The following is a 15,066-nucleotide window of genomic DNA, read 5'->3' as shown; positions in this document are numbered from 1 at the left end:
GCCTAGGCTCCGAGGGCGAACGGCCCCGTACAACCACGGTGTTGTACGGGGCCGCGGCGTTTTTTCTCCCGGGGAGGGGCATCCAGCGATGAACGAGCACAGCAGGCCCACGACGCACACCGCACCGAGCCGGCGCGCCGCACTGGGCGCCGGAGCCGGCCTCCTGGCGGCCGGATTCCTGGCCGCCGGCGCCGCACCCGCCACCGCGGCCACCCCCGCCGCCGGCCCGCACGCCGCGCTGCGCCGCCTGGAGCGCACGCACCGGGCACGCGTCGGGGCCTTCGCCCACAACACCGCCACCGGCGCCACCGTCGCCTACCGGGCACACACCCGCTTCGCGATGTGCTCGACCTTCAAGGCCCTGGCCGTCTCCGCCGTACTGCGCGACCTCGACCAGGACGGCGAGACGCTGGCGCGCCGCATCCACTACACCGCCGACGACGTGATCGACGGCTCACCGGTGACCAAGTACCACGTCGCGACGGGGATGACCGTCGCCGAGCTGTGCGACGCGACCCTGCGCACCAGCGACAACACGGCCGGCAACCTGCTGCTGCGCGAGCTCGGCGGCCCGACCGCGATCACCGCCTTCGCCCGCTCCCTCGGCGACCCGGTCACCCGCCTGGACCGCTGGGAGCCGGAGCTGAACACCGCCGAGCCCTGGCGCCGGACGGACACCACCACCCCGTACGCCATCGCCCGCACCTTCGCCCGCCTCCTGGTGGGCGACGCCCTGCCCACCACCGACCGCGACCGCCTGACGTCCTGGATGAAGGCCAACGAGACCAACATCGACCGCTTCCGCGCCGGTCTGCCCGAGGACTGGGCGATCGCCGACAAGACGGGCTCGGGCGCGTACGGCTCCGGCAACGACGTCGGCGTCGCCTGGACCGCGGACGGCACCCCGATCGTGCTGGCGGTGCTGACCCGCAAGGCGGACCGGTCCGCGACCTACGACAACCCGCTGATCGAGGACGTGGCGAGGGTGCTGGCCGAGGCGGTGGCGGGCTGAGGGCCCCGGGTCAGCCGGTCGGCACGTCCAGATAGGACGGCGCGGCCTGGGGCGAGCCGAAGGTGAGGGTGCCCCCGGCGCCGTTCGCGTCACCGTAGAGCGGGTCCTTGGTGTCGACGACCAGCATCAGCCGATGGCCCTGCGGGACGTCGTACGCGGCGGCCTGCAGGGCGATGTCGGCGGTGACGGCCCGGCCCGCGCTGCCCTCCGGCGCGGTGAACGGCGCATGGGTGATGATGTGCGCCTTGCCGCGGGCGTCGACGTCGAAGAGGTGGGCGATGATCGTCGACCGGGCGGTGGTGGGCGTGTAGGTCAGCCGCAGCTTGGGGGCGCCGCGCAGCCGGGTGGTGGCCTCAAGGGGCGCGCCGGTCCACACGGCCGCGTTCTCACGGGAGATGGAGTCGGTCCGGTAGGTCTTGGGCAGACCCGCCATCTCCGCGTAGCCCGCGGCGAAGACGACCTTCCCCGCGACGCTCGCGGTGGTGTCCTTGCCGGAGGTGATGGGCATCTGCCAGCCGGTGGACGGCGCGGCGCGCAGCACGCCGTCGGTGCGTTCGCGCCCCGGTGCGGCCAGGTTCAGGCGCTGGGTGCGCTCGGTGAACGCGCCCCAGGCGGGCCGGGTTTCGCGCAGCCACGGCCAGTACTTCCACATCACCTGGCTGTTGACCTGGCCCTCGGTGTCGATGCCGTTGCGCTCGCCCTTGAGGAAGCGGTCGAACCAGCGCTTGGCGTCGTTGGTGACGTGGTTGGGCAGGCCCCCCAGGCCGGTCATCTCCGGTCCTGCGTGGTCCCCGACGGACAGGTCGATCCGCTTGGGCCCGGTCAGGGCGTTGAACGTCTTCAGCGACTGGTTGGAGGGGAACAGCGTCTCGTGCCACGCCTGGGCGTAAAGGACCGGCACCTTGCGCTTGTTGAGCTGCTCGACGTACGTCTGCGGAGAGCGCTGCTTCGCCCAGGCCAGCGCCTGCGGGATGTTGCGGTTGGCGAGGAGGTCCGCGAATTCCCGGCGGGTGCTCGCGCTGAGACGGGCGTTGCCCGCGACGAGCTTCAGGGCCCGTACGGAGCCCAGGTGCCGGGTGCGGTTCTCGTAGAACGACTCGCCCAGGTCGCCCCAGGTGCTCAGCGCGGCGACCGCGTCCACCCGGGAGTCGTGGGCGGCGATCAGCTGGCTGAGGCCCGAGCCGTACGACAGTCCGGCGAAGCCGACCTTGGTGGTACGGCCCGGTGCGTGCGCGATGAGGTAGTCCAGCGCCTTGGAGCCGTCCTGGACGTCCAGCGGGCCGCCCGCGTCGACCTCGCCCTCCGAGGAGCCGAAGCCGCGCGCGGAGTAGGCCAGGACGTTGTAGCCGGACAGCGCGTACTTCGTCGCCATGACCGCGTAGGTGTGCCAGCCCACCTGCGTCCAGGGGGACGGCAGGACGATGGCGGGGCGGGGCGCGTCGTCCGGGTGGATCCAGGCGGCGCCGTCGAGCTTGTCGCCGTTGACGCCGGGGATCTTCACCAGCTGGAAGGGCGCCGCGGCCGCGGCCGGGGCGGCCGGAGCCGACGGCCGGGGCTCGGCGACGGCGGGGGTGGCCACGGAAATGGCGAGCGCGGTGGCCGGAACCACCGCGCATCTGACCAGGCGGGTACGTAACACGTCCGAAGTGCTCTTCTCTTCAGGGGAATCGAGGCGCAGAACCGCTGCGCACGATCATGAATGCGCGCACCTCGACTCCCCCAAACAGCACCGTCGGGCGAGATGGATCACAGCCGACGGATCACGGCCGACGGATCACCGGAGACGGATCACCGGAGATCACTCACAGCCCCCGCGCGACCTCCGTCGCCCAGTAGGTCAGGATCATGTTCGCCCCGGCCCGCTTGATGCCGGTCAGCGTCTCCAGGATGGCCTTGTCGCGGTCGATCCAGCCCTTCTCGGCGGCCGCCTCGACCATCGCGTACTCACCCGAGATCTGATACGCCGCCACCGGCACGTCCACCGCGTCCGCGATCTTCGCCAGCACGTCCAGGTACGGCAGCGCCGGCTTGACCATGACCATGTCGGCGCCCTCGTCGAGGTCGAGCGCCAGCTCGCGCAGCGACTCGCGGAGGTTGGCCGGGTCCTGCTGGTAGGTCTTGCGGTCGCCCTTCAGCGACGAGCCCACGGCCTCGCGGAAGGGGCCGTAGAACGCCGACGAGTACTTCGCGGTGTAGGCGAGGATCGAGACGTCCTCGTGGCCGGTCTGGTCCAGCGCATCGCGGACGACGCCGACCTGGCCGTCCATCATGCCGCTGGGCCCGACGGCGTGGACGCCGGCGTCGGCCTGGACCTGCGCCATCTCGGCGTACCGCTCCAGCGTCGCGTCGTTGTCGACCCGGCCCTGGGCGTCCAGCACACCGCAGTGGCCGTGATCGGTGTACTCGTCCAGGCACAGGTCCGACATGATCACGAGGTCGTCGCCGACCTCGGCCCGCACGTCCTGGATGGCGAGCTGGAGGATGCCGTCGGGGTCCGTACCGGCCGTCCCCGCGGCGTCCTTCTTCTCGTCGAGCGGGACGCCGAAGAGCATGATCCCCGAGACGCCGGCCGCGGCCGCCTCGACGGCCGCCTTGCGCAGCGTGTCACGGGTGTGCTGGACGACGCCCGGCATCGCGCTGATCGGCACCGGCTCGCTGACACCCTCCCGCACGAACGCCGGGAGGATCAGATCGGACGGGTGCAGGCGGTACTCCGCGACCATCCTTCGCATGGCCGGGGTGGTACGCAGCCGCCGCGGCCGCGCCCCCGGAAAGCTTCCGTACTTCGTCATACCGACCACGCTACGCCCGCCCCGCACCCACCCATGCCGACGCCGCGTCGGCCGTACGGGCCGCGGCAACGGCGTCTGCACGGTGCGGCGCTCCCTGCCCAGCACTCAGTGTCCGGGCCCGAGGTCGAGCTCGGCCCACACCGTCTTCAACGGAACCGGACCCTCCACCACACCCCATCGGTCCGCCAACCCCTCGACGAGCAGCAGCCCGTAGCCGGACTCGGCCAACGCGCCCCGCACGACGGGCCTGCGGACCGGGAGCCGCTCCCTGCGGGTGTCGGTCACCTCGATACGCAGCGTGGCGGGCGGGGTGAGCACGAGGGCCAGGCGGAAGCTCCGCCCCGGAACCCGGCCGTGCCGCACGGCGTTCGCGGCCAGCTCGGCGACGAGGAGCCGGGCCGGGTCGTACGCCATTCCCCACGACCGCAGCTGCTCGGTGGCCAGCAACCGGGCCAGCCGGGCGCCACGGCGGGTGGCGGACAGCGGTACGCAGAACCGCAACGGCGGGCCGCAGGGCGCGGAGCCGCAAACGGAACTGCTGGTTCGGGTGATGTGTCGATTCACGTCACACAGCGTGGTCGCGCGTATCTAGCCTGAGAAGGGTCGGCGCCCGTGCCGACGGTGACCGTCCGCCTGCGCTCCGGCCCTGTCCGGGACGTACGGCGTGACGAGGAAGGGCGGGTAGGGACGTGGGTGACTGGGACACGGGAATGGACGACGACGAGGCCGGGGCGGTGATGCGGGCCGTGGCACGGCAGTTGAAGCTGTGGCGCGAGGCGGCGGGCCTCACCCAGGCGGAGTTCGGCGCGGCGATCGGATACGGCGAGGAGCTGGTCTCGTCGGTGGAGCGGGGCCGCCGCATCCCCCGGCCGGAGTTCCTCGACCGGGCGGACGAGGTCCTGGGCGCGGGCGGCAAACTCGCGGCGCTGAAGGCGGATGTGGCGGAGGTCCGGTATCCGAAGAAGGTGCGGGACCTGAAGAAGCTGGAGGCGGAAGCGGTCGAGCTGTGCGCGTACAACAACTCGGTGATTCATGGGTTGTTGCAGACGGAGGAGTACGCGCGGGCGGTGATCGCAAACCGTCAACCGCCCTTCCCCACGGACGAGGTGGAGCGACGCGTTGCGGGTCGCATGTCCCGTCAGGAGATCGTCAACAAGTCAGCGGGACTACCCGTCTCTAACTTCGTACAGTGCGAGGCCACCTTGCGGCGCTGCATCGGGGGCACAATGGTGATGCGCACACAGCTCGAACGGCTGTTGGAGGTCGGGCAGTTGCCAAACGTTTCCATCCAGGTCCTGCCCTTACAACGGGAGGACAACGCAGGCCTCGAAGGGCCGTTCCGACTGCTCAAGCTCAAGGACGGCACCACGCTCGGACACCTTGAGGTCCAGCACATGAGCCGAGTGATCTCCAATCCGCGCGAGCTCCAACTCCTTGAAATGCGCTATGGCATGATCCGAGCGCAGGCGCTCACGCCACGGGAGTCGCTGGCCTTCATCGAGAAAGTGCGGGGAGAGACATGACCCTCAAGCCCTCTGCCGGAACCGGGTCGGCACTGGAGTGGATAAAAAGCAGCTACAGCACGGGCGACGGCCCCGACTGCGTCGAAGTCGCCTGGCGCAAGAGCAGCTACAGCACGGACGACGGGCCCGACTGCGTCGAAGTCGCCACCTGCCCCGACACCATCCACATCCGCGACTCCAAGAACCCCGACGGGCCCCAGCTCACCTTCGCCCCCACCACCTGGGCCGACTTCCTGCCGTACGCCACCAAGCCCTGACCGCGTCGGAACAAGCAGTCGGAACAACAAGAAGGGCGCCCCCACAACAGGGGCGCCCTTCTTCGTTCTTCCTCGCTCAGCTACGGGCCCGCCGGCGCGAGCCCGGCCGCCGCTCGCTCGGGCGGGTGACCGGGTCACCCGCCTCGACCGCGGCGTCGCGCCGCGCCGCGCCGAAGTCCGCGAGGGCCTCGGCCAGCTTGTGCACCGACGGCTCGGGCGACATGACGTCCACCCGCAGCCCGTGCTCCTCGGCCGTCTTGGCGGTGGCCGGGCCGATGCAGGCGATCACGGTCACGTTGTGCGGCTTGCCGGCGATGCCGACGAGGTTCCGCACGGTCGACGACGACGTGAACAGCACCGCGTCGAAGCCGCCGCCCTTGATCGCCTCGCGGGTCTCGGCCGGCGGCGGCGAGGCGCGCACGGTCCGGTAGGCGGTGACGTCGTCGACCTCCCAGCCCAGCTCGATCAGGCCCGCCACCAGCGTCTCGGTGGCGATGTCGGCGCGCGGCAGGAAGACCCGGTCGATCGGGTCGAAGACCGGGTCGTAGGGCGGCCAGTCCTCCAGCAGCCCGGCGGCGGACTGCTCACCGCTCGGCACCAGGTCGGGCTTCACGCCGAAGGCGACCAGCGCCTTGGCGGTCTGCTCGCCGACCGCGGCGACCTTGATCCCGGCGAAGGCGCGGGCGTCGAGCCCGTACTCCTCGAACTTCTCCCGCACCGCCTTGACGGCGTTGACCGAGGTGAAGGCGATCCACTCGTAGCGGCCGGTGACCAGGCCCTTGACCGCGCGCTCCATCTGCTGCGGGGTGCGCGGCGGTTCGACGGCGATGGTCGGGACCTCGTGCGGCACCGCGCCGTACGAGACGAGCTGGTCGGAGAGCGACGCGGCCTGCTCCTTCGTACGCGGCACGAGCACCCGCCAGCCGAACAGCGGCTTGGACTCGAACCACGAAAGGCGGTCGCGCTGCGCGGCGGCACTGCGCTCACCGACCACGGCTATGACCGGCTGGCCGCCATCCGCCGAGGGCAGCACCTTGGCGGCCTTGAGCACCTGGGCGATGGACCCGAGGGTGGCGGTCCAGGTGCGCTGGCGGGTGGTGGTGCCGGCGACCGTGACGGTCAGCGGGGTGTCCGGCTTGCGGCCCGCGGAGACCAGCTCACCGGCGGCCGCGGCGACCGCGTCGAGGGTGGTGGAGACCACGGCGGTGGCGTCGCTGGTGCCCAGCTCCGTCCAGCAGCGGTCGTCGGCGCAGCGGGCGTCGACGAAGCGCACGTCGGTGCCCTGGGCGTCGCGCAGCGGCACACCGGCGTACGCGGGCACGCCGACGGCCGCGGCGATGCCGGGCACCACCTCGAAGACGATGCCCTCGGCGGCGCAGGCCAGCATCTCCTCGGCGACGTTCCCGTCCAGGCCGGGGTCGCCGGTGACCGCACGCACGACCCGCTTGCCCGCGCGGGCGGCCGCCATGACAAGATTGGCGGTGTCCCTAAGGGTGGGGACGTCGGCGGGGATTGACGCCTCGTCAGCTGACCCCTGCAGTGGCGTGTCCACGTGTGCGCGCGCATGCGCACGCACGACGTCCAGCACCTGCGGGTCGGCGATCAGTACGTCCGCGGAGGCCAGCGCCTCCACGGCACGCAGCGTCAGCAGACCCGGGTCTCCCGGCCCGGCACCCAGGAAGGTGACCTGACCGGAGGCGGAGTGGTTTGGGGCGGTGGGGTTCAAAGTGCTCGCTCCCCCATAAGACCGGCCGCACCCTTCGCGAGCATCTCGGCGGCGAGTTCCCGGCCCATGTTCTGCGGGGTCGAGACATCGTCGGGAGAGGCGGGTACGTGCCCGGTGGTGGACATCTGCACCAGCGTGCTGCCGTCGGTCGAGCCGACGACACCGCGCAGGTGCAATTCGGTGACAACCTGCTCGTCGGCCGTGGGGCCTCCCCTTGGGGAAATCTCGGCCAGCGCCCCGACGGGTGCGGAACAGCCGGCCTCCAGGGCGGCGAGCAGGGAACGCTCGGCGGTCACGGCGGCCCGGGTGTCCGGGTCGTCGAGCTCGGCGAGCGTGGCGACGAGGTCTGCGTTCTCAGCAGCACACTCGATCGCCAGTGCCCCCTGGCCGGGGGCGGGCAGAACCACGTCGGGCGACAGCAGCTGCGTCGCCTCGTCGATGCGGCCGATGCGGGTGAGTCCGGCGGCGGCCAGTACGACCGCGTCCAGTTCGCCCTTCTCGACGAAACCGATGCGGGTGTCGATGTTCCCGCGTATCGGCACGGTCTCCACGCGCCGGCCCAGCGACCTGGCCCAGGCGTTGAGCTGCGCCATCCTCCGGGGGGAGCCGGTGCCTATGCGGGCGATCCGGTCCTGGTCGGCGGTCAGCTCCTCGAAGGTGAGCCCGTCCCGGGCGATCAGCGCGTCACGGGGGTCTTCCCGTACGGGGATCGCGGCCAGGGCGAGGCTCTCGGGCTGCGTGGTGGGCAGGTCCTTGAGCGAGTGGACGGCGAAGTCGATGTCCCCGGCGAGCAGCGCGTCGCGCAGCGCGGAGACGAAGACGCCGGTCCCGCCGATCTGCGCGAGGTGCTCGCGGGAGGTGTCGCCGTAGGTGGTGATCTCCACCAGCTCGACGGGGCGGCCGGTCAGCTCGCGCACCGCCTCGGCGATCTGTCCGGACTGGGCCAGGGCGAGCTTGCTGCGCCGTGTTCCCAGCCTGAGGGCTCTGTCAGTGCTGTCGTTCATGACCGCTCCCGTGCATCGTGGCTGCCGCCGCGCGTGTCGGCCCGGCTGACGGCGGCAACCGTCTGGGGGTCGAGGTCGAAGAGTTCGCGCAGCGCGTCGGCGTACCCGGCGCCGCCGGGCTCGCTGGCGAGCTGCTTGACCCGCACGGTGGGCGCGTGCAGGAGTTTGTCGACGACGCGGCGCACGGTCTGGGTGATCTCGGCGCGCTGCTTGTCGTCCAGGTCGGGCAGGCGGCCGTCGAGCCGGGCGATCTCACCGGCGACGACGTCCGCGGCCATGGTGCGCAGGGCGACCACGGTCGGGGTGATGTGCGCGGCGCGCTGGGCGGCGCCGAAGGCCGCGACCTCGTCGGAGACGATGCCGCGCACCTTGTCCACGTCGGCGGCCATCGGAGCGTCGGCGGAGGCGTCGGCCAGCGACTCGATGTCGACCAGGTGCGCGCCCTCGATGCGGTGCACCGCGGCGTCGATGTCGCGCGGCATGGCGAGGTCGAGCAGCGCCAGCGGCGCCTCGCGGCCCTCCAGCGCGGCCGCGACCAGGTCGCCGCCGAGGACCAGGCCGGTCGCGCCGGTGCAGGAGACCACGATGTCGGCGACCGCCAGCTCGTGGTCGACACAGCTCATCGCCGCGGCCCGGGCGCGCAGCCTGTTGGCGGCGCCGGGTCCGCCCGGCTCGGTGAGGATCGCGACGAGCCGCTCGGCGCGCGCCACCGTCCGGTTGGCGACCGCGAGCTCGTCGATACCGGCCCGCACCAGGGTGGTGGCGGCCAGCGACGACATCGAACCCGCGCCGATGACCAGCGCCCGCTTGCCGCGCGCCCAGGCCTCGACGTCCTGGCCGGCGGCCAGCTGCTCCAGGCCGAAGGTGACCAGCGACTGGCCGGCCTTGTCGATGCCGGTCTCGCTGTGGGCGCGCTTGCCGACCCGCAGGGCCTGCTGGAACAGGTCGTTCAGCAGTCGTCCGGCGGTGTGCTGCTCCTGGGCGACGGCCAGCGCGTCCTTGATCTGGCCGAGGATCTGGCCCTCGCCGATGACCATCGAGTCCAGGCCGCAGGCCACCGAGAACAGGTGGTGGACGGCGCGGTCCTCGTAGTGGACGTAGAGGTAGGGGGTGAGCTCCTCCAGGGCGGCACCGCCGTGGCGCGCCAGGAGGGTGGACAGCTCGGCGACACCGGCGTGGAACTTGTCCACGTCGGCGTAGACCTCGATGCGGTTGCAGGTGGACAGCACCGCGGACTCGGTGACCGGCTCGGCCGACACCGCGTCCTGCAGCAGCTTGCCGCGCGACTCCGGGGCGAGCGCGGCCCGCTCCAGCACGCTCACCGGCGCGCTGCGGTGGCTCAGTCCGACGACAAGGAGACTCATGCCCGCACCTCGCTCCGCGAGGCACAGCCTGCGCCTGTGACGCACCCTGCGATGATTCGCTCGCTGCGCTCGCTCATGCCGGCATCACGGCGGGGACGTCCCCGTCCGGTCCCTTGCGGTCGCCGGTGACGGCAGCGGCGGCGGCGTCGCCGACTGCGGCGGCACGGTCGGCCGGGCCCGTCGCGCCGCCCTCGGAGCCACCCTCCTCGCCCGCCTTGCGCTGCTCGTGGAAGGCGAGGATCTGCAGTTCTATCGACAGGTCGACCTTGCGCACGTCGACCCCGTCGGGGACGGTCAGCACGGTCGGCGCGAAGTTGAGGATCGAGGTGACGCCGGCGGCGACCAGGCGGTCGCAGACCTGCTGGGCGGCCCCGGCCGGCGTGGCGATCACGCCGATCGAGACGCCGTTGCTCTCGATGATGTGCTCCAGCTCGTCGGTGTGCTGGACCGCGATGCCGGCGACGGGCTTGCCGGCCATGGCCGGGTCGGCGTCGATCAGCGCGGCGACGCGGAAGCCCCTGGAGGCGAAGCCGCCGTAGTTGGCGAGGGCGGCGCCGAGGTTACCGATGCCGACGATCACGACCGGCCAGTCCTGGGTCAGGCCCAGTTCCCGCGAGATCTGGTAGACGAGGTACTCCACGTCGTAGCCGACGCCCCGGGTCCCGTAGGAGCCCAGGTAGGAGAAGTCCTTCCGCAGCTTGGCGGAGTTGACCCCCGCCGCGGCCGCGAGCTCCTCGGAGGAGACCGTGGGCACCGAGCGCTCGGAGAGCGCGGTCAGTGCGCGCAGATACAGCGGAAGCCTGGCGACGGTGGCCTCGGGAATCCCTCGGCTTCGGGTCGCCGGTCGGTGAGTTCGGCCAGTTGCCACGGTGCTCCTGCGGGTAGAGCGGGGCTGCGGGCGCCCGTACGGAACCCGACCGCCCTGTCCACTGCAGGCTATGTCTTTGTGAACGCGTGCACAAAGATGGTGTCCGTTTTGCCCGGCCAAAGTGATGGGGGTCACGCGGCTTTTACGGGCCTTCGCGGAACCAACTCCCACGTCACACCGTTCACTCGCGCCGCTCGTGAAACACGGCAGCACCGACGGGAGCACCGGCCCTCACTCCTCACCGCTATACCCCCACACACCTACAAATCGCCCACCGATGGTAGTCGACCCGCGCCCCCGGGAGCACCGCCCGCGACCCGGCACAATGGGCTTCATGGCCCCCTTGTTCAGCCGCAGCCCCCGCAAGAGCCCCGCCGACCGGATGGTCACCCTCATCGGCAAGCCGGGCTGCCACCTGTGCGACGACGCGCAGGCGGTGATCGAGCAGGTGTGCGCCGAGACGGGTGCGTCCTGGGAGAAGAAGGACATCACCGAGGACGCCGAGCTGCACCGCAAGTACTGGGAGCAGATTCCGGTCGTCCTGGTCGACGGCGCCCAGCACGACTTCTGGCGCGTCGACCCCAAGCGGCTGCGTACGGCCCTGGGCGCCTGAGCCCCCCGGACAGCGGCAGGGACCGCTCGCGGATGGCCGTAACGCAACCGTCCGCCGCCCCAGGCCTCGCGGACACGCGCCCGTAACCGGAACCTCCGAACAAACTGGCTACGCTAGCGCCATGTCCCTCCCGTCTCCCGACCAGCACCCCGGCAGGAGTCCCTACGGGACGCCCCCCGGCGCCTCTCCCGCCCGCCGGTCCGGCTGGAGGCCCTCCGGGGCGCTCTTCCCGCTGGGCTGGTTCCCGCGCCGCAGACAGCCCACCACGGCCCGCAGCGTGCTGGCCGGCGAGGCCGCGGCCGAGGCCGCCCGCAAGTCCTCACAGGAGGCCGAGGAGGCGCAGGCCGCCGAGGCGGCTCCCGCCGAGCCGGAGTTCCCGGTCGTCGGGGACACCGCCGCCGCCGCCTTCTTCGACCTCGACAACACGGTCATGCAGGGCGCCGCGCTCTTCCACTTCGGCCGCGGCCTGTACAAGCGGCACTTCTTCCACAAGCGCGACCTGGCCCGCTTCGCCTGGCAGCAGATCTACTTCCGGCTGGCCGGCTCGGAGAACCCCGAGCACATGGCGGACGTCCGCAACAGCGCGCTGTCCATCGTCCAGGGCCATCGCGTCGCCGAGTTGATGTCCATCGGCGAGGAGATCTACGACGAGTACATGGCCGAGCGCGTCTGGCCCGGCACCCGCGCGCTCGCCCAGGCCCACCTCGACGCCGGCCAGAAGGTCTGGCTGGTGACCGCGGCCCCGGTCGAGACCGCGACGATCATCGCCCGCCGGCTCGGCCTGACCGGCGCGCTGGGCACCGTCGCCGAGTCCGTCGGCGGTGTCTACACGGGCAAGTTGGTGGGCGAACCGCTGCACGGCCCGGCGAAGGCCGAAGCGGTGCGCGCACTGGCGGCGGCCGAGGGCCTGGACCTGTCGCACTGCGCCGCCTACAGCGACTCCGCCAACGACATCCCGATGCTCTCGCTCGTCGGACACCCCTACGCGATCAACCCCGACAGCCGGCTGCGCAAGCACGCCCGGGCGCACGGCTGGCGGCTGCGCGACTACCGCACCGGCCGCAAGGCGGCCAAGATCGGCATCCCGGCGGCGGCCGGAGTGGGCGCCCTCGCGGGCGGTGCCGCCGCCGCGGTCGCCCTGCAGCGCCGCCGCCGCTGACCAGGCGTGATCGCCGGGCGGCGGCGTGGGCCATCCACCCTCCCTACCCCCTCCGCCGCCCCGTCAGTCCCGTTGCTTGCAGTCAGCCACAACACGCCCTCCAACCAGGCAGATTGCACACCCTTCCGATCAAAAGTTGCTCAGTATTCGATACTTGATCTGCCACCAACCCGGCACGGACCGTAAGTAATCGATGATTTGAGCAACTGGGTGTAGCGCTGCCTGTACGAAGCGTTATTCTCCTCAGACGCAATCCGGAACCCACACGTCCCTACGACGAGTGAACGGTCCCGCACTGCACGTGATGGAAGCTCTGCCTCTGGGAGTCCCGTGTACCCACACGTCGGGGTTGACGCCTCGGGCCTGGCTACGCTGCGTACGACACTCGTCGACCACCTGCGCAGTTTCGTCCCCACCGCGTACGCCGTCCCCGCATTCGCCTCAGCCGTCCCCACCTCCGGACACTGCTACGCCCTGGCCGACGGCAGCGCCGCGGTCAGCAAGCCCGCCGCCGGCCGGACCCGCCGCTCCGGCGCCGGCACGACCACCGCCCGCCGCCCCGCCGACAGCGACAGCCGTCGCATGATGGACCTCGTCGAACGAGCCCAGGCCGGCGAGGCCGAGGCCTTCGGCCGCCTCTACGACCAGTACGCCGACACGGTCTACCGCTACATCTACTACCGCGTGGGCGGCCGCGCCACGGCCGAGGACCTCACCAGCGAGACCTTCCTGCGCGCCCTGCGCCGCATCGGCACCTTCACCTGGCAGGGCCGCGACTTCGGCGCCTGGCTGGTGACCATCGCCCGCAACCTCGTCGCCGACCACTTCAAGTCCTCGCGCTTCCGCCTGGAAGTCACCACCGGAGAGATGCTCGACGCCAACGAGGTCGAGCGCAGCCCCGAGGACTCGGTCCTCGAATCCCTCTCCAACGCCGCCCTGTTGGAGGCGGTACGCAAGCTCAACCCCCAGCAGCAGGAATGCGTCACGCTGCGCTTTCTGCAGGGCCTCTCGGTCGCCGAGACCGCCCGCGTCATGGGCAAGAACGAGGGCGCGATCAAGACCCTCCAGTACCGCGCCGTACGCACCCTGGCGCGCCTCCTTCCCGAAGACGCCCGCTGACCCGCCCCCCTCCGCCCCACCCCCCGTACGCCCCTTTTCCGACCCGCCCGCACGCCCCTCCTCGCTCACGTTTGGTGACCGGCCATGACCGGTCGGTCAGATCATCGTGAGTGCGTAACCCGAGTGCCGAGCCGCTCGTTGTGCGGGATGCAGGCTCCATGCGGTCACGCCATGCCCGCTGCCTCTCACTCGATCGAGTGGCCGTGGACAGTCGGCGTGCAACCGTCCGGTCCGTCTGGATAGTCAAAGCCAGTCCGGGGAGTCGAACGGGATGACGAGAGGAGGTGCCGCCCGTGATCGCGAATGTCTCGGTGCACCGGCGGGCCAACGCCTTCGCCCAGGCCCTGGAGGACCAGGTCCTCGAGGGCGCGGCGGCCGAGGAGCAGGTCGACAATCCGGCGCAGGCGCCGGGCGAAGCACGGCTGTTGGCGGTCGCCGACGGCCTCGGGAAACTTCCGAGGCCGGAGATGGCCACCGAGGTCAAGACTGTCCAGCGCGCACAGCTCCTCGCCGCGATGGAGACCGCCTTCGCCGAAGGCGCTGCTCCGTCCGACGGCGCCGGGGCACCCGAGCAGCGTGAACGCAGGGGCGCGCACCGCGCCACGAAATCGATCGGCCGGCTACGGCCGCGCTCCCGCCTCTCCAAGGGGCTGGCCGCGGGCGGTCTGACGGTCGGCGTCGCAGCCGGAGCCTTCAGCGGCGTCGCCGCCGCCAGCTCCGACGCCCTCCCGGGCGACTCCCTGTACGGCCTCAAGCGCGGCATGGAGGACCTCAAGCTCGGCATGGCCGACGACGACTCCGACCGCGGCCGGCTCTATCTGGACCAGGCCTCCACCCGCATGATGGAGGCCCGCCGGCTGATGGAGCGGGGCCGGGCCGCCGACCTCGACCACGAGTCCCTCGGCGAGGTCCGCAAGGCGCTCTCCGGCGTCAAACACGACGCGGGCGAGGGGCACCGCCTGCTGCACCAGGCGTACGAGCGCGACGGCTCGCTCGGTCCCATCCAGGCGCTGAACTCCTTCACCAAGTCCCATCGCAACACCTGGTCGCAGCTGCGCGACAGGCTCCCGCTGCAGCTCATGGACGTCCGCGACGAGGTCAGTTCGGTCTTCGACGCCATAGACCAAGAGGTCGGTCCGCTGCGTTCGCTGCTGCCCACCACCCCGGACGGCAAGAACCACCCGCACGACACGCCAGCCTCCGCGGGCGCCGGCTCCGGCTCCAACGACCGCCCGGCACCGTCCGGCAGCCAGGCCCGCTCCGGCCGGCACACGGGCGGCGCGCACGCCCCGCGCCCGTCGTCCTCACCGTCCCAGGAGAGCGGTCTGCTCGGCGGCGGTACGGGGGGTCTGCTCGACCCGCCGGCCAAGGGCAGCAGCCCGTCGCCGCACGACCGCGGCAAGGGCCACGAAGCTGACAGCCGGCCCGACGTCACCCTTCCGCCGCTGCTCCCGGGCCTGCTCCCCCGCCTGGGCATCGACGGCGAGGACCTCCCGAAGTAACTCGGTCGGCCCGCCGCGGCGGGGGGGGGGGGGGGGGGGGGGGGGGGGGGGGGGGGGAGGGGCGGGGGGGGGGGGGGGGGGGGGGGGGGGGGGGGGGGGGTGGATATGGTGTGTGGGGTGGGGGGTT

At 71.8% G+C, this 15,066-nt stretch carries 14 protein-coding genes; 7 read left to right on the top strand and 7 right to left on the bottom strand.

From position 1 onward, the window contains the following. The first annotated feature begins 88 nt into the window (after nt 1-88). Nucleotides 89-1,012, top strand: coding sequence for a class A beta-lactamase (gene bla, locus AC0680_RS13195; protein WP_478627708.1), 924 nt, complete (start codon nt 89-91; stop codon nt 1,010-1,012). Nucleotides 1,013-1,022: 10 nt separating this feature from the next. Here bla and AC0680_RS13190 read toward each other — a convergent pair whose 3' ends face one another. The 3 genes from AC0680_RS13190 to AC0680_RS13180 form a co-directional block, all read right to left on the bottom strand. Continuing rightward, entirely contained in the window at nt 1,023-2,651 is a 1,629-nt protein-coding gene (locus tag AC0680_RS13190; protein WP_478627707.1) for a CocE/NonD family hydrolase, read from the bottom strand. Nucleotides 2,652-2,814: 163 nt separating this feature from the next. Next, on the bottom strand, nt 2,815-3,804 hold the full coding sequence (gene hemB / locus AC0680_RS13185; protein WP_384442150.1) for a porphobilinogen synthase: 990 nt from the start codon (nt 3,802-3,804) through the stop codon (nt 2,815-2,817). A gap of 105 nt (nt 3,805-3,909) precedes the next feature. Continuing rightward, complete coding sequence (locus tag AC0680_RS13180) at nt 3,910-4,368, bottom strand: ATP-binding protein (protein WP_478627704.1); 459 nt, start codon at nt 4,366-4,368, stop codon at nt 3,910-3,912. Nucleotides 4,369-4,514: 146 nt separating this feature from the next. Between AC0680_RS13180 and AC0680_RS13175 the strand changes: the two genes are divergently transcribed. Beyond that, nucleotides 4,515-5,327 carry a helix-turn-helix domain-containing protein gene (locus tag AC0680_RS13175; RefSeq protein ID WP_478627701.1) on the top strand — a complete coding sequence of 271 codons (813 nt, stop codon included), beginning with the start codon at nt 4,515-4,517 and terminating at the stop codon, nt 5,325-5,327. Further along, nucleotides 5,324-5,584, top strand: coding sequence for a DUF397 domain-containing protein (locus AC0680_RS13170; protein ID WP_478627700.1), 261 nt, complete (start codon nt 5,324-5,326; stop codon nt 5,582-5,584). Before AC0680_RS13175 ends, AC0680_RS13170 begins: the two co-directional genes overlap by 4 nt. 76 nt (nt 5,585-5,660) lie before the next feature. On the opposite strand, the gene AC0680_RS13165 is transcribed toward AC0680_RS13170, so the two are convergent. The 4 genes from AC0680_RS13165 to AC0680_RS13150 all read right to left on the bottom strand — a co-directional run bounded on the left by AC0680_RS13165 (nt 5,661) and on the right by AC0680_RS13150 (nt 10,546). Further along, nucleotides 5,661-7,310 (bottom strand): bifunctional uroporphyrinogen-III C-methyltransferase/uroporphyrinogen-III synthase, encoded by a 1,650-nt coding sequence (locus AC0680_RS13165; RefSeq protein WP_478627698.1) that lies wholly within the window; start codon nt 7,308-7,310, stop codon nt 5,661-5,663. After that, the gene (gene hemC, locus AC0680_RS13160; RefSeq protein ID WP_478627695.1) at nt 7,307-8,314 is read right to left on the bottom strand and encodes a hydroxymethylbilane synthase; all 1,008 of its coding nucleotides are present in this window, start codon (nt 8,312-8,314) and stop codon (nt 7,307-7,309) included. The genes AC0680_RS13165 and hemC overlap by 4 nt, the downstream gene beginning before the upstream one ends. After that, nucleotides 8,311-9,678 (bottom strand): glutamyl-tRNA reductase, encoded by a 1,368-nt coding sequence (locus AC0680_RS13155; RefSeq protein ID WP_478627692.1) that lies wholly within the window; start codon nt 9,676-9,678, stop codon nt 8,311-8,313. Before AC0680_RS13155 ends, hemC begins: the two co-directional genes overlap by 4 nt. Before the next feature lie 73 nt (nt 9,679-9,751). Next, complete coding sequence (locus AC0680_RS13150; protein ID WP_468983016.1) at nt 9,752-10,546, bottom strand: redox-sensing transcriptional repressor Rex; 795 nt, start codon at nt 10,544-10,546, stop codon at nt 9,752-9,754. A gap of 334 nt (nt 10,547-10,880) precedes the next feature. On the opposite strand from AC0680_RS13150, the gene AC0680_RS13145 reads away from it, so the two are divergent. The 4 genes from AC0680_RS13145 (at nt 10,881) to AC0680_RS13130 (ending at nt 14,939) form a co-directional block, all read left to right on the top strand. After that, nucleotides 10,881-11,159 (top strand): glutaredoxin family protein, encoded by a 279-nt coding sequence (locus AC0680_RS13145; RefSeq protein WP_478627690.1) that lies wholly within the window; start codon nt 10,881-10,883, stop codon nt 11,157-11,159. 121 nt (nt 11,160-11,280) lie between these two features. Next, entirely contained in the window at nt 11,281-12,318 is a 1,038-nt protein-coding gene (locus AC0680_RS13140) for an HAD family hydrolase (RefSeq protein WP_478627688.1), read from the top strand. 330 nt (nt 12,319-12,648) lie between these two features. Continuing rightward, the gene (locus AC0680_RS13135; RefSeq protein WP_384442130.1) at nt 12,649-13,437 is read left to right on the top strand and encodes an ECF subfamily RNA polymerase sigma factor, BldN family; all 789 of its coding nucleotides are present in this window, start codon (nt 12,649-12,651) and stop codon (nt 13,435-13,437) included. A gap of 293 nt (nt 13,438-13,730) precedes the next feature. Beyond that, a complete protein-coding gene (locus AC0680_RS13130) occupies nt 13,731-14,939 on the top strand; it encodes a DUF5667 domain-containing protein (protein ID WP_478627686.1) in 1,209 nt (402 codons plus the stop codon). Nucleotides 14,940-15,066 lie beyond the last annotated feature (127 nt).

This window comes from Streptomyces sp. NPDC043738, from assembly GCF_056436545.1.
The sequence above is the reverse complement of the archived record's forward strand: the minus strand, read 5'-3'. Positions and strand labels throughout refer to the sequence as shown.

Excerpts from the sequence above, each read along its gene's own strand:
- bla (WP_478627708.1), top strand. The coding sequence starts at position 89 with ATGAACGAGCACAGCAGGCCCACGACGCACACCGCACCGAGCCGGCGC.
- hemB (WP_384442150.1), bottom strand. The coding sequence starts at position 3,804 with ATGACGAAGTACGGAAGCTTTCCGGGGGCGCGGCCGCGGCGGCTGCGT.
- AC0680_RS13175 (WP_478627701.1), top strand. The coding sequence starts at position 4,515 with ATGGACGACGACGAGGCCGGGGCGGTGATGCGGGCCGTGGCACGGCAG.
- AC0680_RS13170 (WP_478627700.1), top strand. The coding sequence starts at position 5,324 with ATGACCCTCAAGCCCTCTGCCGGAACCGGGTCGGCACTGGAGTGGATA.
- hemC (WP_478627695.1), bottom strand. The coding sequence starts at position 8,314 with ATGAACGACAGCACTGACAGAGCCCTCAGGCTGGGAACACGGCGCAGC.
- AC0680_RS13155 (WP_478627692.1), bottom strand. The coding sequence starts at position 9,678 with ATGAGTCTCCTTGTCGTCGGACTGAGCCACCGCAGCGCGCCGGTGAGC.
- AC0680_RS13145 (WP_478627690.1), top strand. The coding sequence starts at position 10,881 with ATGGCCCCCTTGTTCAGCCGCAGCCCCCGCAAGAGCCCCGCCGACCGG.
- AC0680_RS13140 (WP_478627688.1), top strand. The coding sequence starts at position 11,281 with ATGTCCCTCCCGTCTCCCGACCAGCACCCCGGCAGGAGTCCCTACGGG.